This window comes from Thalassobacter sp. (genome assembly GCF_982993085.1).
In genome coordinates this window covers 1-16,904 of sequence record NZ_CEZFMW010000076.1, presented here as the reverse complement: position 1 = coordinate 16,904, position 16,904 = coordinate 1, and the positions used below count along the sequence as shown (strand labels likewise).

At 56.2% G+C, this 16,904-nt stretch carries 20 protein-coding genes and 1 pseudogene; 11 read left to right on the top strand and 10 right to left on the bottom strand.

Going from position 1 to position 16,904, the window contains the following annotated elements; translation table 11 throughout:
* Nucleotides 1–8: 8 nt before the first annotated feature.
* Both cysQ and galU read left to right on the top strand, forming a co-directional pair.
* A complete protein-coding gene (gene cysQ, locus AC4GMC_RS12170) occupies nt 9–746 on the top strand; it encodes a 3'(2'),5'-bisphosphate nucleotidase CysQ (protein ID WP_487878694.1) in 738 nt (245 codons plus the stop codon).
* 118 nt (nt 747–864) lie between these two features.
* Nucleotides 865–1,758: a UTP--glucose-1-phosphate uridylyltransferase GalU gene (galU, locus tag AC4GMC_RS12165; protein WP_487878691.1), complete on the top strand. Its 894-nt coding sequence runs from the start codon at nt 865–867 to the stop codon at nt 1,756–1,758.
* Nucleotides 1,759–1,795: 37 nt separating this feature from the next.
* Here galU and AC4GMC_RS12160 read toward each other — a convergent pair whose 3' ends face one another.
* The 6 genes from AC4GMC_RS12160 to AC4GMC_RS12135 form a co-directional block, all read right to left on the bottom strand.
* The gene (locus AC4GMC_RS12160; protein WP_487878692.1) at nt 1,796–2,260 is read right to left on the bottom strand and encodes a PTS sugar transporter subunit IIA; all 465 of its coding nucleotides are present in this window, start codon (nt 2,258–2,260) and stop codon (nt 1,796–1,798) included.
* Between the two features lie 38 nt (nt 2,261–2,298).
* Nucleotides 2,299–2,874, bottom strand: coding sequence for a ribosome hibernation-promoting factor, HPF/YfiA family (gene hpf / locus AC4GMC_RS12155; RefSeq protein ID WP_487878693.1), 576 nt, complete (start codon nt 2,872–2,874; stop codon nt 2,299–2,301).
* Between the two features lie 243 nt (nt 2,875–3,117).
* Entirely contained in the window at nt 3,118–3,876 is a 759-nt protein-coding gene (gene lptB / locus AC4GMC_RS12150; protein ID WP_487877258.1) for an LPS export ABC transporter ATP-binding protein, read from the bottom strand.
* Complete coding sequence (locus tag AC4GMC_RS12145) at nt 3,873–4,364, bottom strand: LptA/OstA family protein (RefSeq protein ID WP_487877259.1); 492 nt, start codon at nt 4,362–4,364, stop codon at nt 3,873–3,875. Before AC4GMC_RS12145 ends, lptB begins: the two co-directional genes overlap by 4 nt.
* A gap of 15 nt (nt 4,365–4,379) precedes the next feature.
* Complete coding sequence (locus AC4GMC_RS12140) at nt 4,380–4,982, bottom strand: hypothetical protein (protein ID WP_487877260.1); 603 nt, start codon at nt 4,980–4,982, stop codon at nt 4,380–4,382.
* Between the two features lie 22 nt (nt 4,983–5,004).
* Nucleotides 5,005–5,619 carry a ribonuclease D gene (locus AC4GMC_RS12135; RefSeq protein ID WP_487877261.1) on the bottom strand — a complete coding sequence of 205 codons (615 nt, stop codon included), beginning with the start codon at nt 5,617–5,619 and terminating at the stop codon, nt 5,005–5,007.
* A 433-nt stretch (nt 5,620–6,052) separates the two neighbouring features.
* On the opposite strand from AC4GMC_RS12135, the gene AC4GMC_RS12130 reads away from it, so the two are divergent.
* The 9 genes from AC4GMC_RS12130 to AC4GMC_RS12090 all read left to right on the top strand — a co-directional run bounded on the left by AC4GMC_RS12130 (nt 6,053) and on the right by AC4GMC_RS12090 (nt 12,294).
* A complete protein-coding gene (locus AC4GMC_RS12130; RefSeq protein ID WP_487877262.1) occupies nt 6,053–7,246 on the top strand; it encodes a tyrosine-type recombinase/integrase in 1,194 nt (397 codons plus the stop codon).
* A 100-nt stretch (nt 7,247–7,346) separates the two neighbouring features.
* The gene (locus AC4GMC_RS12125) at nt 7,347–7,958 is read left to right on the top strand and encodes a hypothetical protein (protein ID WP_487877263.1); all 612 of its coding nucleotides are present in this window, start codon (nt 7,347–7,349) and stop codon (nt 7,956–7,958) included.
* Between the two features lie 67 nt (nt 7,959–8,025).
* Entirely contained in the window at nt 8,026–8,205 is a 180-nt protein-coding gene (locus AC4GMC_RS12120; protein WP_487877264.1) for a helix-turn-helix transcriptional regulator, read from the top strand.
* A gap of 159 nt (nt 8,206–8,364) precedes the next feature.
* Nucleotides 8,365–9,249, top strand: a complete 885-nt coding sequence (locus tag AC4GMC_RS12115) for a DUF7146 domain-containing protein (protein ID WP_487877265.1) — start codon at nt 8,365–8,367, stop codon at nt 9,247–9,249.
* A complete protein-coding gene (locus tag AC4GMC_RS12110) occupies nt 9,246–10,751 on the top strand; it encodes a YfjI family protein (protein ID WP_487877266.1) in 1,506 nt (501 codons plus the stop codon). Before AC4GMC_RS12115 ends, AC4GMC_RS12110 begins: the two co-directional genes overlap by 4 nt.
* Entirely contained in the window at nt 10,741–11,172 is a 432-nt protein-coding gene (locus tag AC4GMC_RS12105; protein WP_487877267.1) for a hypothetical protein, read from the top strand. Before AC4GMC_RS12110 ends, AC4GMC_RS12105 begins: the two co-directional genes overlap by 11 nt.
* A gap of 2 nt (nt 11,173–11,174) precedes the next feature.
* Nucleotides 11,175–11,420: a hypothetical protein gene (locus AC4GMC_RS12100; protein ID WP_487877268.1), complete on the top strand. Its 246-nt coding sequence runs from the start codon at nt 11,175–11,177 to the stop codon at nt 11,418–11,420.
* 14 nt (nt 11,421–11,434) lie between these two features.
* Nucleotides 11,435–11,746 (top strand): hypothetical protein, encoded by a 312-nt coding sequence (locus AC4GMC_RS12095; RefSeq protein ID WP_487877269.1) that lies wholly within the window; start codon nt 11,435–11,437, stop codon nt 11,744–11,746.
* Complete coding sequence (locus AC4GMC_RS12090; RefSeq protein ID WP_487877270.1) at nt 11,743–12,294, top strand: hypothetical protein; 552 nt, start codon at nt 11,743–11,745, stop codon at nt 12,292–12,294. The genes AC4GMC_RS12095 and AC4GMC_RS12090 overlap by 4 nt, the downstream gene beginning before the upstream one ends.
* 332 nt (nt 12,295–12,626) lie before the next feature.
* On the opposite strand, the gene AC4GMC_RS12085 is transcribed toward AC4GMC_RS12090, so the two are convergent.
* From AC4GMC_RS12085 to AC4GMC_RS12070, 4 genes and pseudogenes are all read right to left on the bottom strand, one after another.
* Nucleotides 12,627–13,661: a hypothetical protein gene (locus AC4GMC_RS12085; RefSeq protein WP_487877271.1), complete on the bottom strand. Its 1,035-nt coding sequence runs from the start codon at nt 13,659–13,661 to the stop codon at nt 12,627–12,629.
* Between the two features lie 56 nt (nt 13,662–13,717).
* A complete protein-coding gene (locus AC4GMC_RS12080; protein ID WP_487877871.1) occupies nt 13,718–14,131 on the bottom strand; it encodes a hypothetical protein in 414 nt (137 codons plus the stop codon).
* A 229-nt stretch (nt 14,132–14,360) separates the two neighbouring features.
* Nucleotides 14,361–14,849, bottom strand: coding sequence for an acyloxyacyl hydrolase (locus AC4GMC_RS12075; protein ID WP_487877870.1), 489 nt, complete (start codon nt 14,847–14,849; stop codon nt 14,361–14,363).
* Nucleotides 14,850–15,128: 279 nt separating this feature from the next.
* Nucleotides 15,129–16,387: pseudogene (locus AC4GMC_RS12070) on the bottom strand (IS1380 family transposase).
* Nucleotides 16,388–16,904 lie beyond the last annotated feature (517 nt).

The window sequence follows — 16,904 nt, the reverse complement described above, 5'->3', positions numbered from 1 at the left end:
CCGTCATTATGGACGTGTACGAATCAGATACCTTTGAAGTGAAAACAAAATCTGACGAAAGCCCCGTAACCGAAGCAGATGAGAAAGCCGATGCGCTGATCTCCGCCGGTCTGCGCGCCGCGTTCCCAGGTGTGCCGCTGGTCACTGAAGAACAGGATGAGACTCACTCCGAGGTGGGCGACACTTTCCTAATTGTCGACCCGCTCGATGGCACCAAGGAATTCGTGCATCGGCGGGGGGATTTCACCGTCAATATCGCCTACGTGGAAAAGGGTGTCCCACTGCGTGGTGTCGTCTATGCCCCGGCTCGGGGGCGACTGTTCTATACGAATGGCAGTGGTCAGACGGTTGAGGAAACCGGGCCTTTCGATCTCGATACTCCGGGCTCCCTGACGCTGCTTAGCGTCTCTAACTCGGACAATTCGGCGTTGTTTGTGGTCGCGTCGAAGTCGCACCGGGATCAGGCGCTTGAGGATTATATCGCGAAATACGAAGTCGCTGACAGTAAGAGCGCGGGCTCTTCGCTAAAATTCTGTCTGATCGCAAGCGGCGAAGCCGATATTTATCCGCGCTTGGGCCGCACGATGGAATGGGACACCGCCGCAGGTCACGCCGTTCTGGCCGGTGCAGGAGGCGAGGTTGTGCGCTTTGATGATCACACGCCACTTCGCTACGGTAAGGCTGAGTTTGAGAATCCTCACTTCATCGCCTTCGCTCCAGCGGTCAAGCTGAAACCCGCCTCATAATTAGGACACTCAAAGCAAACTCTTTATATTGTCGCCACGTTGTCATAGTTTCGCCCTACGGCCTTATTAGCCAATAGAAAATTTATGTCGTGTTTTAGCTTTGTAATTAGGTGTCATAATGAAACGAAAAGTCACTAAGGCCATTTTCCCCGTAGCGGGTTTGGGTACGCGCTTTTTGCCGGCGACAAAGTCAGTGCCCAAGGAAATTATGACCTTGGTGGACCGACCGCTCATCCAATACGCAATTGATGAAGCCCGTGCCGCGGGGATTAAGGAATTCATCTTTGTGACGTCCCGAGGGAAGAGTGCCCTTGAGGACTACTTTGATCACTCCCCTGAGCTTGAGGCGAACTTGCGCAAGAAGGGCAAGGATGCGCTGCTGAAAGAATTGAAAAAGACCAATATGGATAGCGGTGCGATTGCCTATATCCGCCAGCACAAAGCGCTGGGCCTTGGTCACGCTGTGTGGTGCGCGCGGCGGCTTGTTGGGGATGAACCTTTTGCGGTGATCCTGCCGGACGACGTCATTGCTGCTGAGAAACCATGCTTGCAACAAATGATTGAAGCTTATGCTGAGACCGGCGGTAATATGGTTGCAGCAATGGAGGTCCCGGCCGCAAAGACGTCTTCCTACGGGGTTCTGGACGTCAAAGAAGACATGGGCACCCATGTGTCGGTGAACGGGATGGTGGAAAAGCCCCCCGCTGGGACGGCGCCTTCCAACCTTGCGGTGATTGGGCGCTATATTCTGAGCCCAAAAATCATGAAAAACCTAAATCAGATGAAATCCGGGGCCGGAGGTGAGATTCAGCTTACGGATGCGATCGCCCAAGAGATCAAAAACGAGCAGAACGTTTTTGGCTATCGATTTACGGGCCAGCGGTATGATTGCGGCTCAAAAGCGGGTTTTTTGCAGGCGACTGTTGCGTTCGGCCTTGCACGTGAAGACCTCCAGGAGGAGCTTGCCGAGTTTTTACAGGCCTCACTCTCCATGCGTCGCGCCGCTCAGTAGTTTTGGGCGGTCTTATATAAACCGCGAGCGATATACGTTAAGCTGCTTGGCTCGCTTCGGGTTCTGTCAGCAGAGTGTACAGCACACTTGGATCGCCGTTAGAGCGGAGCTTAGCGCACAGCGAAGGGTTCCGCAGCGAACGAGACACCAGCGCCAGTGCTTTTAGGTGCTCAACGCCTGATGCTTCGGGCGCAAACAAGCCGAACACAATGTCTACTGGTTTGCGATCGACGGCATCGAAATCAATAGGCTGTTCGAGGCGCAAAAACACCCCAACCACCCGATCAAGTTCAGGTAAACGCGCGTGCGGTAGCGCAACGCCACCGCCAACACCTGTTGGGCCCAGCGACTCCCGCTCGAGCAAGTGGGAGAGAGCTGCATCCGCGCACACGCCATGGGCCGCTTTCGCGGCTTCGGCGAGCGTTTGTAACAAACGTTTCTTACTGCTGACTTTCCCAACCGCCTGAACGGCGTTGGGCGACAGGATATCTGCCAGTTGCATTGGACGTTCTCTCCCACCCGAGGCGGACCTCGAAGTTTTTAGCTCTCGGACTTAGGATCAACCCAGCCCACGTTGCCGTCTTCACGGCGGTACACGACATTAATTGAGCCGTGCTTTTCATTGTGGAACACTAGAACAGGCGCTCCCGCAAGCTCCATCTGCATTACAGCCTCACCGACCGACAACGATGGGATCTTGGTTTCCATCTCTGCAACGATCAAAGGCGTCAGCGTTTCAGGCTCGTCCTCATCGTTGCTCTCTTGGCTGGCGAGGATATACGACGCGGCACCCGAGAGTTCAACCGGCTGCGCCCTTTCGCGGTGATGGTCCTTGAGGCGACGCTTATAGCGGCGCAACTGTTTCTCCATTTTTTCACCGCAGCTATCAAATGCGGCATAGATTTCAGTTGCATGCGCCTTTGCCTGTGCGGTCAGACCGGTGGAGAGATGTACGGTCGATTCACAGACGTATTCATGCGCATTTCGGGAAAAGACAACGAGGGCATCGGTAGGTCGTTCCGCGTACTTTTGGACGATTCCTCCTAACTCCTGCTCCACGTGCGTTTGAAGCGCAGTGCCGATGTCTATTTGTTTTCCGCTGATTTGATAACGCATGAAACCTCCCAGAAAGTCACGCAAAGGACGCGAATTTTAACGCGTCAAACCTTGCAATTTGGTTAAAATATGAAGCACCGGGCGCATTACCTGCGCGGCGGTCTGTTGAGAGCAATCCAGCGAGTTACGCATAGAAATGCGAAGGGCACAACAGGGCTTCATACTCTTGATTGGACGCCTGAAGATGCCCGATGTCAATTGAAACCTGAGGGTTTGGTGAAATGTCGGCAGACACGGACCGAACTACGCGTTAAAGCTGTCGCCTAGGTAAACGCGTTGAACGTTTTGGTCTTGAATGACCTCAGATGCGCTACCGCTCATGATAACTTTGCCGTCGTGCAAAATATAGGCGCGGTCAACAATTTTGAGCGTCTCGCGCACATTGTGATCGGTAATTAATACCCCAATGCCCCGGGTCTTTAGCTGAGCGACCAAGGCACGAATATCACCAACGGCGATGGGATCTACCCCTGCGAAAGGTTCATCCAGCAGCAGGTATTTGGGCGACGCAGCAAGGCAGCGAGCGATCTCCACACGGCGGCGTTCTCCCCCCGAGAGGGCCATGGCTGATGCCCGGCGGAGCGGTTCGATATGGAACTCCGCCAATAATTCTTCGAGGCGGTCGCGGCGGCGTTTCTTGTTGGGTTCAGCTACCTCTAGAATGGCCATTATGTTGTCTTCGACAGAGAGCCCGCGAAAAATGGACATTTCTTGTGGCAGGTACCCCACACCGGCGCGCGCACGGCGGTACATCGGCAGCACCGTGACATCAGCCCCATCGAGTGTGACGCGTCCTGCGTCGGGGGTCACAAGCCCCGCAATGGAGTAGAAACACGTGGTCTTGCCAGATCCATTTGGCCCCAATAGGGCAACGACTTCGCCCCGCGCCAGCTCCATCGAAACGTCCCGGATGACGGGCCGTTTGCGGTAGCTTTTGCGCAGATTTTCAATCTTGAGCCCACCTGTACCTGGGGCTGCGGTCAGGGTTGGCTTTGTCGTCATTCCGAAACCTGAAGAACCGTACGAACGCGGCCTGAAACAGTACCAGCACCAGACGCAAGGTTTACCACAAGCCGCTCACCCGCCAGTGCGTTGTCGCCTTGGGTCAGAAGAACTTCGCCGGTCATGACGATTTCACTTGAGCCGATGGTGTAAACAGCGGTCTGTCCTTCGGCCGCGTCAGGGCCCGCCACAATCAGCACGTCGCCCTCGGCCGACAGGCTTTGGATTGTACGGCGTCCGTCTTGATCCACGTAGTCCACAACAACCTCATCCGCTGTCAATCGCAGGGTATCTTGGGCAACAAGCACATTACCCAACAGCGTGGCCCGACCGGTGGCTTGGTCGATCGAAAGGCTATCCGCCGCGATCTCAACCTGTGCATCTGTATCGTGACCACCACCGCCAAACCCTACCGATGTGCCCTGCGCCAAGGCGATCACAGGCATCAAAAGCGCAACGGCGAGGGTAGAGAGAGTAGTGATCTGCATATAAAATTTCCAAACCTATTCCGGGGTGTATAGCAGGGTGACACCCCCCTCGAAAAGCAGAAGCTGATCACCTGTGGCGATGTCCCGCGTAAGGCGCATTCTTTGGGCGGTTAATTCGCCAAAAGGGCCCCGTCCTGTCAGCGGGGTCGGCACATAGAGAGACAAGCCTGCTACATCTGCCATAAACTGATCCGTTTGCAGCGATAAGCCGAGTGAACTGCGGATCGCTACATCTTGGGCCAGTTGCAGCGTTTGCTCACCCGTATCCATCTGGCCGCGCCGGGCCTGAACGAATAGCGTATTGCCGCCCTCCAGCCCGTCAATCGCAACGGAAAGTCTATCCGCACTCAGGATGCGAGGGTCAACGGGGTCTGGTCGTGCCAAATCGGCGGCAATTGAAAAGGATGCGCCATCGGATGACATGCCCGCAAAGCGCGGCGCGGTCAGGCGCTGTTCCCGCGCCAAGAGCTGCACATCGGCCTCTGCATATGGAATGGCGGCGTCCGGATTGGGCGTCTGGGTCAGCAAAAACAGGCTCGACAACAATGCCAGCGCCAACAGCGGCAAGACCACGCGCGCGGCGCGGACGACCTTAGTGTGGCGCGTCAAAGTGGACATGGTGCAGGCCTTATTGCCGAAGTTAGGAGTGCGCGAAAATATCCGTGCCAGAATAGCCGATCAGGTCGAGCTTCGCCCTCGTGGGCAGAAAGTCAAAGCACTGTTGCGCGAGCTCCATCCGATCTTCGCGGACCATCATCGTGTTCAGTGCGTCGCGTAGGCGGTGTAGATACAGCACGTCAGATGCGGCATAGGCCATTTGCGCCTCGGTTAACTGGGCAGCGCCCCAGTCACTGCTTTGCTGCATCTTTGAGATGTCGACTTGCAGCAATTCAGTCAACAAAGCCTTCAGTCCGTGGCGATCTGTATATGTCCGCACCAAACGGCTGGCAATTTTGGTGCAATAGACCGGGGCCGTAAGCGCACCAAACGCATGATACATCGCGGCGATGTCAAAGCGGCCGAAATGGAAAAGTTTGGTCACATTGGGATCAGTCAACATGCGGCACAGGTTTGGTGCTTCTGTTTGACCTTTGGCGATCTGCACGAGATGGGCCGTGCCGTCTCCGCTTGAAAGCTGCACAACACACAGCCGGTCCCGATGGGGGTTAAGCCCCATGGTTTCACAGTCAATCGCCACCTCAGGGCCAAGGTCCAGATCATCAGGAAGGTCGCGTTGGTGCAGTGTAATTGTCATCATCATCTCCAAGAATGCGTGATGCTTATACGACAACCATCTGCGGATGGCACCCACGTGTTTTAGGCGCCAGTCGGGCGGCTATAAATTTGTGATGATCTGATTGTGGTGGGTAAGTGATGCGCATCGGCAAGTTCGAAAAGCACATACGACCACCTCTAGGGTGACACATATTTTCCGACGAAATATGCAATGACACAGACGCTAATATCGACCATCCCACATAGAAAGGTCGAATTATAATTTAGCGAAAGCGAGATATCATTTTAACGATGTGGTGCCCAGAAGAGGCATCAACATATTGTTTTTGCCTGCTTTTAAATGTCCAAACCTGCCCTGTATCCCCTAAAAATATGGCGCAATACGTCCTGCGGTGTCTTGTTCTGTCCGTCGGTATCCACTACCTAAAGGTGGATATTTAGGGGGATGAAGAATGCGGGCGCAGAACAGGCTTTCAGCATCGTTTGTTAAAACGGCACCAGCGGGAAAGCACTGTGATGGCTCTGGGTTATGGCTAGTAAAGCGCGACGATGGGGGAGCGCAGTGGGTCTTACGGGTAACCGTACACGGTAGACGGCGGGAGATGGGTCTAGGGGGCTTTCCTTTTCTCGGACTGGCGGAAGCTCGGAAGATGGCCCAGCATTGGCGTGAAGTTGCGGCGGCTGGCCGTGATCCAATTAAAGAACGCGAAACCGAAAAACGTACCGCGCGGAGAGAGGATATTTCGCTTGCTGTTATCACGACAGATGCGTTCGAAGCTCGCAAAGCAGAACTCAAAGGGGACGGGACAGCGGGCCGTTGGCTTTCGCCATTAACTCTTCACGTCCTACCTAAGCTCGGCAAAGTACCAGTAACTGACCTAGATCAGCGCGACATTCGCGACACGTTGAGCCCAATTTGGCACACCAAAGCTGATACAGCGCGCAAGGCCATGAACCGGCTTTCTATTGTGATGAGGCATGCCGCTGCCCTGGGCTTGGATGTGGATTTACAAGCGACCGAAAAGGCCAAGGCGCTGCTAGGTAAATCGCGGCACGTGGCGAAGAACATTCCAGCGATGGCTTGGTCCGATGTGCCCGCTTTCTATGCTAGCTTAGCAGAACCGACCCCAACGCATCTTGCCTTGCGCTTGCTGATCTTGAACCCCGGCGTGCGCTCGAAGCCCTTACGACACATACGGCGTGATCAACTCGACGGCGATGTGTGGATCGTACCCGGAGAAGATATGAAGGGCCGCAGGGGTAGGACACCCGATTATCGCGTTCCACTCGCTCCTGAAGCACAGCGCATTATCGAACTGGCAAAACCGCATGCACGCAACGGTTTTCTATTTCCGAACACACGGGGCGGGGTGATTAGCGACATGACGCTTTCACGGCACATGGAACGGCGGGGGCTAGAAGCTCGCCCTCACGGCTTCCGCACTTCTCTGCGCACATGGTTGGCAGAATGCACGGACGCCCCGCATGAAGTGGCAGAAGGAATGCTGGCGCATGTCACCGATAGCGGCGTGGTGCGCGCTTATCGCAGAACTGACTTTCTGGAACAGCGTCGGAAGCTTGCCGAACGCTGGGCTGACTATGTAACGGGTGGCGCCGGGCAGGTCGTGAAGCTGGCGGGGGTGTGATGGCAAAAAGCGAAAATGACGGGGGCATCCCTGCGACTTCCGCGACTTCTGCGACACGGGGGGCGGCGTGGTGACAAAACGAAGGAAACCCCGTCCACCTATGGTGTCTGAGGAAGGTCTCGCTGAACTGAATAATGCGATTGCTGATGAAGAGTTATTGGCGCTTTCGCATCGCCTTGAATTATTTGAGGAATTGCTAAGCGATGGTGTTCTAAACACACCTTATATCGCACTTGAAGCTTTAGGGGCTTTTGTAGGTGGCTTAGAGTCAGGAAGAACAAATGAACAATTAAGGTCTACATGGCCGAAAGAATGGGGCGAAGAAAGCGCTACAGTACCTCTCGCACTTCTACGGGTACTTGCCTCAGCTTGGGACGACTATCGGCAAGCCCCGTCTGGTAAAACTTTAGGCGAAACTTTCAGAATCGAAGGCGGTTCGGCGGGCAAGCATCCGATGAAGAAGAAGTTGGCTACCATCGACCGCGCAAGACGATTAGCGAGGGACGTCGAAGTGGAATATTTATCTGGAAATGACGAAGGTGACGACTTGCGCTTGGAAGATGCGATACTGAATGTCGCCAATTCGTATGAGTTAAGTTTTCAAACCGTGAAAGATGCGCATGACAAACATCGTTCACGTATTCGAACCCGCCTCACGGAAATCGGCGTTCTTAAAGAGGTAAAAACCTCGAAAGGTTGGCTGTCTTTTTAGCAGACTGCAAAGGCGGGCAACATCGGGCTGTGCGGGGCAATCCTGTACTGCAACCGATGGAAAGCCAATGAAATACCTCACTCTGACTGAACTGCGCGCCAAGCTAGGCAATCGCTCACGCAGCGCAATCTATGCCGATTTGGCGGCGGGCCGCTTGCCCCAGCCCATCAAGCTTGGGGGCCGCATCTATTGGGCAGAAGGCGACATTGACGCCCATCTGCGAAACCTTCGCGAACAGGCCGCTTGATATGACCGGCGGGCGAAAAGAAAACCCCGGCGCGCGGGCGGCGCAACCGAAGCTTAGGGGCCGCTATGCGGAAGCGGCGGGCACCTCGAATGTCACACGAGGCAAGGGCCTAGCAAAGCGCGCGGATCTTCATCATATCCGGCCCGAAGGCGGTGCGACATGACTGACGCGCGGGAACTGACTTTAGCGCTGGGCGGGCGCTTTCATGGCCGCTATGGCACTGCACCTTGCCCCGTATGCCAACCGCAACGGCGGAAAGATCAAAACGCCCTGACCCTTGCCGATGGCCGAAACGGGCGGCTGATGCTGGATTGCAAGAAAAGCGCCTGCGGCTTTCTCCACATTCTGGCGGCGGCTGGGCTGCGCTCGGGAGATTATTCACCACCGGACGCGGCAACGATTGCCCGGCGCGAACGCGAAGCAAAGGCCGAAGCCCAGCGCAAGGCGGCGCAAGCCAAACGGCTTTGGGATGAAGCCCAACCCATCGCAGGCACGGTGGCGGAAGCATATCTGCGCGGTCGCGGCATAACCTGCGAATTGCCCCGCACGCTGCGCTTTCAAGGCGATTGCTGGCACGGGCCGACCGCAAAACGGTATCCGGCAATGGTGGCAGCTGTGCAAGGCGCGGGGTTGCCTGCAGTGCATCGGACCTACTTGCGTCCTGACGGCTCGGGCAAGGCCGATATAGAACCCGCGAAGGCAATGCTGGGCGCAACCGCTGGCGGCGCTGTGCGGCTTACTGAAGGGCGTTCGCGGCTGGTTGTATCGGAAGGCGTTGAAAGCGGCTTGTCGCTGTTGTGCGGGCTGCTGGATGACCCTGTGACGCTATGGGCCGCGCTTAGCACAAGTGGCCTGCGCGGGCTGCGACTGCCCCCGGAACCGGGGCGGCTGACAATCGCAACCGATGGCGACGCACCGGGCCGCGCGGCTGGGCACACTTTGGCAGAACGGGCGCACGCGCTGGGCTGGCAGGTATCGCTATTGCCTGCCCCTGCTGGCCGGGACTGGAACGACATCTTAACGGAAAAGGCGGTGGCAGCATGAACGCGCAACCCCAGATAAACGAAACCGCCTTTACGCCCGAAGGGCCGCAACCGTTGGTGCGCGAAATCGCCCCCGGTGCCCCCTATCCGGTGCAAGCGCTTGGGCCGCTGCGAGCGGCTGTGGAAGCCGTGCAAGGCATGACGCAAGCCCCCGTGGCCATCCCTGCGCAATCTGCTCTGGCGGTGGCATCTTTGGCGGTGCAGGGCTTTGCCGATGTGGACACGCTGGGCGGGCCGCGCGCGACTTCACTTTACGCCCTGACAATAGCCCGAAGCGGTGAACGCAAAAGCGCTTGCGACGCCCCCTTAATGGCCGCGCTGCGCGTCTATGAACGGGAACAAGCTAAAGCCCAGCGCGACGAAATAGAAAGCTGGCGGAACAAGCACGCGCTTTGGAAAGGTGAACGTGACCGGATTCTTTTGGAAGCCCGCAAAGGTAAAGGCGAAAAGCGCACGGCGGCACAAGCTGACCTAGAAGCGCTCGGGGCAGAACCGGAAGCCCCGCCTTCCGCTGACCGAACCGTGACAGAACCAACATTTGAAGGGCTGACAAAGCTTTTCGCAAACGGGCAACCCAGCCTTGGGCTTTTCTCGGATGAAGGCGGGCAATTCTTGGGCGGGCACGCGATGAACTCGGAGAACCGGCAAAAGACGCTGGCCGCGTTCAACGACCTTTGGCAAGGCCACCCGATAAGACGCACGCGCTCGGGGGATGGGCACGCGACACTATACGGGCGACGGCTGGCGGTGCATCTTATGGTGCAACCCGGCGTGGCACGCGGCTTTCTGGCAGATCCGCTAGCGGCTGACACGGGCTTTCTGCCCCGCTTTCTGATATGCGAACCGCCCAGCGCTATAGGCACCCGTATGCAAGCGCACGCCCAGCGCGATGATATGGCGCTTGCAAACTTTGAGGGGCGATTGCGCGCTATCCTCGAAACACCCATGCCAATGGCCTCAGAGACGCGCGAACTTGAACCCCGCATACTGCAATTGACACTGGAAGCCCGCAACCTTCTGGTGGCGTTCTCGGATGAAATCGAAGCGGCACAAGCGTCGGGGGGCAGTCTTGCCCACATCACGGGCACGGCGTCCAAGGCGGCGGAGCAAGCGGCGCGAATTGCGGGGGTGCTGACCCTCTGGCACGATTTGGAAGCCCCGAAGGTGGAAGCCCGCGACATGGCCGACGCAATAGAGCTTGCGCAATTCTACCTTTCCGAAGCTTCACGGCTGGCAAGCGCGGCCCTTGTTTCTTCTGAAATCGACAAGGCGGAAGCTTTGCGGCGGTGGCTGCTGGAAAGCTGGCCGCATCCTGAAATCATGGTCCGCGACGTGGTGAGGCTCGGGCCGAACGCCCTGCGCGAAAGCCCGAAGGCACGGGCGGCGCTTGGTATTCTCGAAAAGCATGGATGGCTTGTGCCGCTGGAAGCCGGAACCGTGGTGCGGGGCGCTGCACGGGCCGAAGCTTGGGTAATTTGGAAGGGTGCGGACGATGTGGTTTGATGCACGAGCTAAGCTGGCTGAAATCGAAGGCCAAGCCCCTGCAACTTCCGCGACAACCGCCCCGGCTGCGCGCCCCGTGTCGCAAGTGTCGCAAGGCCCCGAGGCCGAAACCGCTGGCTGTGTTGCAAGTATCGCGAGGGCTGCAACGCAGATCAAGGACCCGCATCGCTCTGCGATTGACTACGTGAATCGCGTCGGCCTAGATGTCGCGGCCAACAGAATCCTGCGCAGAATATTGAAACTGCGCGGCGATGAGGTCTACCGATTTTTCAACGAGGCCAGGACCAATGCGGCATTCAAGGAGATCGAAAAGCTGTCTCGCGTCAGGGCGATCCACATTGAAAATGCGGTGAGATTATATGGACGCCTATCTGCGCAGGCTCGCGCGGCAGCCCTACCAAGTGATGAGGCAAGGGAGTAAACATGACCGACCGAAAAAGCGGACGCAATACGGCTGGCACCTTTGCGGCTGGAAACCCAGGCAAGCCAAAGGGCACGCGCCACAAGACGACGCAAGAACAAGAGCCCCGCATCGAAACCGGCCGGGACGGCATCCGCATCTTGCACACGGTTGACAACAACGGACAGCCCAAGGCCGAACGCATCTTCGACCAACACCGCCCGCCACCTCTGCGGCGACCAGATACCCATAATGATTTTGATTTTTGAAAGAGCGCGGAACAATGATTGAATCTCGAAAAACGGAAGGCTTCTGGCAGACGCCCCATGTCGCGAAAGTCGCGAGTGTCGCAATGCATTGGGATGGAACGAGCAACGCTTTGCAGCTACGCGATGAGGCTCTGAAGAGCCTTAACGCCGCAACGGATGTTGCAAGTAAACTTCCTGACCGCTTGCGCCGCTGCGAACTACCCTATGCTCTCGTGTCGTTCCTTGAGGTCTATCAGCCTGCGATTGATGCGCTCGAAACGCACGCCGCCGCTCGAATAATCTACATCCACAATCTCGCGCACTACAAGAAGGAGCATTTCATATGACACCAATGCAAAATGAAAGCGGCGCAACGGAGGTTGTGGAGAGCAAACGAAAGCCACCAAAATTTGAAACCCGGATGTTGGATGATACTCGCGCTGAAACCGTTTTGAGCGGTGACTTCAGTGCCATCCAGAAGGCAGTGGCAGGCTCGGGTGTTTTGGATGGGCTTGTCTATCAGATTGCCCAGCTTGGCTCATACCGAAAGCCGGTCGATGACGCCGCGGGCAACTTTGTCTTGGGCTTCGTAGACGCAATGAACCCGCGGGACCCGGCCGAAGCACTTCTATGCACTCAGATGGCCGCGATACACCAAGCCACTATGATGATGGCGGAACGTCTCAACCGTGCAGACAGCCTCCCGCAGCAGGAGTCTGCTGAGCGGGCATTGAACAAGCTATCGCGCAGCTTTGCTGCTCTGATGGAAGCGCTGCGTAAGCATCGCAACGGTGGCAAACAAACTGTGACAGTGCAGCACGTCAACGTGTCAGATGGCGGGCAAGCTGTTGTAGGGAATGTAGAGCTTAAGGGGGGGAGTCATTGTGAAAAGTGACGGCAACCCCTTGTACCTAGTGGAACGCATGAATGCTGCCCCCAGATGCACGGCAAAATCAAAACGAACAGGTGCGCCTTGTCGAGCCCCAGCCGTTAAAGGGTGGCACGTCTGCCGTTTTCACGGCGCAGGTGGCGGGCATAGAAGCGGGCATGGTCACCCTGCATGGAAGCATGGTATGCGTTCGCAGCAATGGGTTGAGGCACGGCGGGAGCTTAGCGCCCTTTTGCGAGAAGCCAAAGAAATCGGACGTTTGCCTTGTGGGCGTTGACGCGGCTAGACCATCCTTCAGCTTCGCCTCATAGCGGGAGTAAGTAGCCCAATGGCTGCAGTTACTCAATAAATTTCGCAGCGATTATCCCAGCGTTCTCAGTCGGAACCTCGCTATGTGTTCCCGCAACTGTTGCGTCGTTAAAGTTCAAAATGATCGTCTCCACTAGCCTGCCTGAGATCACCTGTTTTGTTACATAGGTGGTAAATGGATCGTTCGGTCGATCACAAAGACCTTCAAGCGACTTAGTAACGATACCCTCAATTTTAATGGTTGAGTTGACGATTGCCATATCGCCGTCGCCACAATACTCAGTGGTGAGAGAAGCGAGATCCTCTGCCATGGCTTGGTTCAAATCCACCTCACCACCTGCATTGCGGCCCACAGCAACAATACCCAATAATGTGTCGCCGTTCGCCCAGAACTGCACAGAGCCGGGAACAACTTTGTCATCGGGCTGGCTGTACCTGAAATCCTTCAGATTAAAATCACTGATCAAGAGCGTGGCGAGTTGATACATAGCACTTGTGTCAACAGCACTGGGTTTCCAAGCGACTAGCGCTTCTTCTGCGTTCTGCGTGGTCTCATCGATACGGGTCGCATAATTTTCATATCTCGCTGCGCATGCATATGCTGCACCAAGAGCTTTGTAAGTACCGCGCAGGCCAAACTTTTCGGTGCCCAGTCGTGAGGATATTGTTAACAGCCTGCCTTTTTTGAATTGAGCTATAGCTGTGTCAAGATCGTTGTACCAAAGCCCTGCCATGTAACCGCTGATCGGAGTTACAGACCCAAATATCGACGCATAGTTGTCTACTTTCGTCACCACCTCGAATTCGCCCGAGTTCAAGAAGACTTGCTCGCTTGTATGGCGTACGAATAGGCCCAAGGAATAATCAGCCGCTAGAGAAAAGCTGAGTTCAAAGCCGTTCGGGTACTCCGCCGAGACAGCGCAATGAGACCATTTACCGGTCTCGTCGTTATAAAATGCCATTCCCGACCATGTCTCATCACCAAACGAAGAGCCGGCAATAGGGCCAGAAAGCACTGGGCTAGAAAGAAAGAAAAAAGCTGACACGAAGTAAAGGAACCGCATGAGAATCTCCCTGTCAAAAATTACGGGTAAGTATCAATACGATTGTAATTCAGTTTTCAACATTTGACAAAGCCTTGACCGATTTGAATTGCAAGCGCGTCCTCGACACATGAATCTATCTCATGGAACAACCCGCTGAAACGCGCATTGCCCAAATGGGCAAAGATTGACCCATCGGAAAAACACCGATCTGAGGTGACGGCTATGATGTGGGCCTGCGGCTGGCGGTAACTGGCAAAATTCGCCACGGCCATGGCGCTGCCTTCCGTTAATTTGAGGTCAAGAATAATTGCCTCAAAACCATGTGTAGACAGGTGACGCACGGCATCCAATTGTCCCGTTGCGATGGTCACGCCATGCCCCAAGCCCGGCCAAGTTCGCGTTACTCCCGACAATAAGAACCTGCATGCCCGTTTACCCCTTCTGTAGCGTAGCGACCGAATGAACTCTTCTGAGTGACCGTACTTCATGGTTAGTCCATGAACCCTAACAGAGGATTAACAGCACATTCACGGCCTTCATCCCTAACGCTTATGTAGACGATCCCGTCCGCCCCACTCTAACGAAGCCGGAGCGCCAAATCCTGCGACGTCGCATCGCCCAATGGGCGACCTGACGCCGTCAGCGCAGCGTCAAATCGATCCTGAATGTCAGCTAAGGTCACCGAAGACCCTCTCCCAATCGCCGTGCTTGCTGCGATTAGAACCGCATCTGGTAGCGCAGGGCAATCGCCTCAGCGCCGGGGTTGGTCTCATGCAGACTGCCGTTCGACAGGTGGTCGATGGACAACATCAAAGAGCCCGTATCCGAGACGTTCAAACCAAGGCCGATCAACGAACGGAAATGCAGATTGCCGCCCAACACGGTCTCGCCCGCGTTGTAATAGCCCGGCATGAAGCTTGCCTGCACGAAGAACGTGTCGTTCAGTGGCATGTTGCCCACAAAGCCGATGCCGACCCATGCGTCTTCGTCCTGGTCCACACGCAACGCTGCGCCAAAGCCCGCGCTCCAACCGTCGCGGATGATATGAGGCGCCGCATGGTATTCGATCACGATGCCCTGACCCGCGGTGTCAACGTCGGCGACGCCCCCGAAGCTCAACGTTTGTGCCGAAGCAAAACCACATGTCACCACCAATACGGCGGCGGCAGCAAGACCACGCGAAATGAGGGTCTGACAGAGGGACATCAAGAGAACTCCGATATAGGCTTGTCCCGCAACATAAGGGCAAGGCGATTTATAGTAACCGACATTCCCCAAGTGGCGTGCGGCTTGACGTGAAGATCGCCTGAACCTTGCCGCTGGACAAGTGCTTTTTGCCCCGAATGGCTTCTTCGGTCGCGCGGGTGCTTGGATTTGGCCGGAACCGGCGGCGAACCCACGCCGTTTTCGCCCGGCGAGACTGTTCTTCAGCGCTGCGGGCCGAGCTGTCCTGCCGCTTGCGTTCAATTTTGGCGGAGATGGCGGTCACGCGCATGATGGAGGTGCTTGCAATCGGCGGATCGCGGCGAGGATGGCGCGGACCATCGGGCCGGTGGCGGCCACCTCGGCCAATTGGAAGGTCATGGCGCGGGCATGGCGGACGACATGCGCCCTGATCTTGATCAGCTTCAATTGCAGCCGTACCTCGTTGTTGCGGAACTTCCGGCATGACAGCCGCGTCCAGCGAAAGGCGTATTTGCCTTCCTTGATGTGTTGCTCGGCGATGCCACGCTGTTTGTAGAACCTCACCACCCAGTCCGGCTCCATCGGCATGTTGGTGACAATGAAGCCGGCACGCGGGAACAACTCGCCCGGCTGCCATTCGATCTTGGCGATCACACGGCGCGGCTTGTCCCAGGACGCCGCCTGATAGTCGAAGTCTTCGAAGAACCGTTTGACCTTGATCAGCGAAGGTCGCCCCACGGGCCGCGTCAGCCGATGCGCGATCTTCTTGCGCAGGACGTTGTTTGCGGGCAGACGGATGGTATAGAAAAAACTGACTTCTTCCAGCCGCTCATAGATCGCGGGGATTGCGTAGGCGGCATCAGCTCGGAAAAACCGCCCGCCAAGATCGCGCTTCGCGTAGCGCGCAATGACGGGGTCGAGAACATCACGCCAGCCATAAGCGCTGTGGACATTGCCATTGCGTAGGGCGCAGCGTTCCAACATCCCGAACTGGTTGAACAGGAAATTCGGGTCGTAGTAGGTGCAGTCGAAATTCCCGTTCCAAGCAGTCCCTTCCTGATCGCCATGAGTGGGGCTGACGGAACTGTCTATGTCCAGCACGATGTACTTCAGCCCGTTGCGGTCGTGAAACCGGTCGATCCATTGCCCGTTCAGGTCGGCCAGCGCGTCCCGGTTATCGGGCAGAGCGAGTGTCTCGGTCTCAAACCGTCCCATCTGCGACGCCGAGGCCGCTTCCAAATCAACGGCGCGGCCACCCACGATCTGGCGCATGACCGGATCGAGGGCCAGTCGGTCGGCACCGTTGACATCCTCGTATCCAGTCAGCCGTCCAAATGCCGGAACAATCCGTCAAGCCGATGGACAGTATTCTTGCCGCGTCGGGTGTCGCACAATGCCGCTGACGCCAGATCAGACAGTCCGAGCGCGTCATCGAGCTCTTGCATCATCAGGAGACCGCCGTCCGAATTGATCTGCGCGCCCCGGAACTCAAGCCGCACACGAGGGTCGAAATCGACCCGATCACCCCGATCCAAGCTCGTACCCTCTGGGTGATCCATGAAACGCGCCCCTTGTAGCCATCAATGCCCTGATTTATAACGGAAATAGCATGGTCACGATAGTGAAATCAGAAGGTTACTTGGGGAACGAGGGTGAAAAGGGATCCGCCAAATTTCATGATGAAATAGCTAGAATTGTCGAGATCTGGAATATTACCAGTCATCATGATGGCATCAGCGATAATGAGCTGGTCTCTCCTGCCCTTCGCGATTGCGTGAAGTGGATGTGGGGTGAGTAATTGGCGTGTCCATCCAGATGTTCCTTGTGCCACAACAAGCTGGGTTAACGACGTAACTATTTGCGATGGTAGGGGGGGGGCGAAACGGGAACTTCACCAGAATAAATTACTATTCTGAGCGAACGCGCAGATGCTTTTGATCTAAACGATCAAGGTGGATAATTAGGGGGATGCAATCCCGTGTTGATATTATTTTTTAAATTATACCAACAGCTTACTTGATCGATGTGGTGCCCAGAAGAGGACTCGAACCTCCACTCCCTTGCGAGAACTGGCAC

Excerpts from the sequence above, each read along its gene's own strand:
- cysQ (WP_487878694.1), top strand. The coding sequence starts at position 9 with ATGGACGTGTACGAATCAGATACCTTTGAAGTGAAAACAAAATCTGAC.
- galU (WP_487878691.1), top strand. The coding sequence starts at position 865 with ATGAAACGAAAAGTCACTAAGGCCATTTTCCCCGTAGCGGGTTTGGGT.
- AC4GMC_RS12160 (WP_487878692.1), bottom strand. The coding sequence starts at position 2,260 with ATGCAACTGGCAGATATCCTGTCGCCCAACGCCGTTCAGGCGGTTGGG.
- hpf (WP_487878693.1), bottom strand. The coding sequence starts at position 2,874 with ATGCGTTATCAAATCAGCGGAAAACAAATAGACATCGGCACTGCGCTT.
- lptB (WP_487877258.1), bottom strand. The coding sequence starts at position 3,876 with ATGACGACAAAGCCAACCCTGACCGCAGCCCCAGGTACAGGTGGGCTC.
- AC4GMC_RS12145 (WP_487877259.1), bottom strand. The coding sequence starts at position 4,364 with ATGCAGATCACTACTCTCTCTACCCTCGCCGTTGCGCTTTTGATGCCT.
- AC4GMC_RS12140 (WP_487877260.1), bottom strand. The coding sequence starts at position 4,982 with ATGTCCACTTTGACGCGCCACACTAAGGTCGTCCGCGCCGCGCGCGTG.
- AC4GMC_RS12135 (WP_487877261.1), bottom strand. The coding sequence starts at position 5,619 with ATGACAATTACACTGCACCAACGCGACCTTCCTGATGATCTGGACCTT.
- AC4GMC_RS12130 (WP_487877262.1), top strand. The coding sequence starts at position 6,053 with ATGCGGGCGCAGAACAGGCTTTCAGCATCGTTTGTTAAAACGGCACCA.
- AC4GMC_RS12125 (WP_487877263.1), top strand. The coding sequence starts at position 7,347 with ATGGTGTCTGAGGAAGGTCTCGCTGAACTGAATAATGCGATTGCTGAT.
- AC4GMC_RS12120 (WP_487877264.1), top strand. The coding sequence starts at position 8,026 with ATGAAATACCTCACTCTGACTGAACTGCGCGCCAAGCTAGGCAATCGC.
- AC4GMC_RS12115 (WP_487877265.1), top strand. The coding sequence starts at position 8,365 with ATGACTGACGCGCGGGAACTGACTTTAGCGCTGGGCGGGCGCTTTCAT.
- AC4GMC_RS12110 (WP_487877266.1), top strand. The coding sequence starts at position 9,246 with ATGAACGCGCAACCCCAGATAAACGAAACCGCCTTTACGCCCGAAGGG.
- AC4GMC_RS12105 (WP_487877267.1), top strand. The coding sequence starts at position 10,741 with ATGTGGTTTGATGCACGAGCTAAGCTGGCTGAAATCGAAGGCCAAGCC.
- AC4GMC_RS12100 (WP_487877268.1), top strand. The coding sequence starts at position 11,175 with ATGACCGACCGAAAAAGCGGACGCAATACGGCTGGCACCTTTGCGGCT.
- AC4GMC_RS12095 (WP_487877269.1), top strand. The coding sequence starts at position 11,435 with ATGATTGAATCTCGAAAAACGGAAGGCTTCTGGCAGACGCCCCATGTC.
- AC4GMC_RS12090 (WP_487877270.1), top strand. The coding sequence starts at position 11,743 with ATGACACCAATGCAAAATGAAAGCGGCGCAACGGAGGTTGTGGAGAGC.
- AC4GMC_RS12085 (WP_487877271.1), bottom strand. The coding sequence starts at position 13,661 with ATGCGGTTCCTTTACTTCGTGTCAGCTTTTTTCTTTCTTTCTAGCCCA.
- AC4GMC_RS12080 (WP_487877871.1), bottom strand. The coding sequence starts at position 14,131 with ATGAAGTACGGTCACTCAGAAGAGTTCATTCGGTCGCTACGCTACAGA.
- AC4GMC_RS12075 (WP_487877870.1), bottom strand. The coding sequence starts at position 14,849 with ATGTCCCTCTGTCAGACCCTCATTTCGCGTGGTCTTGCTGCCGCCGCC.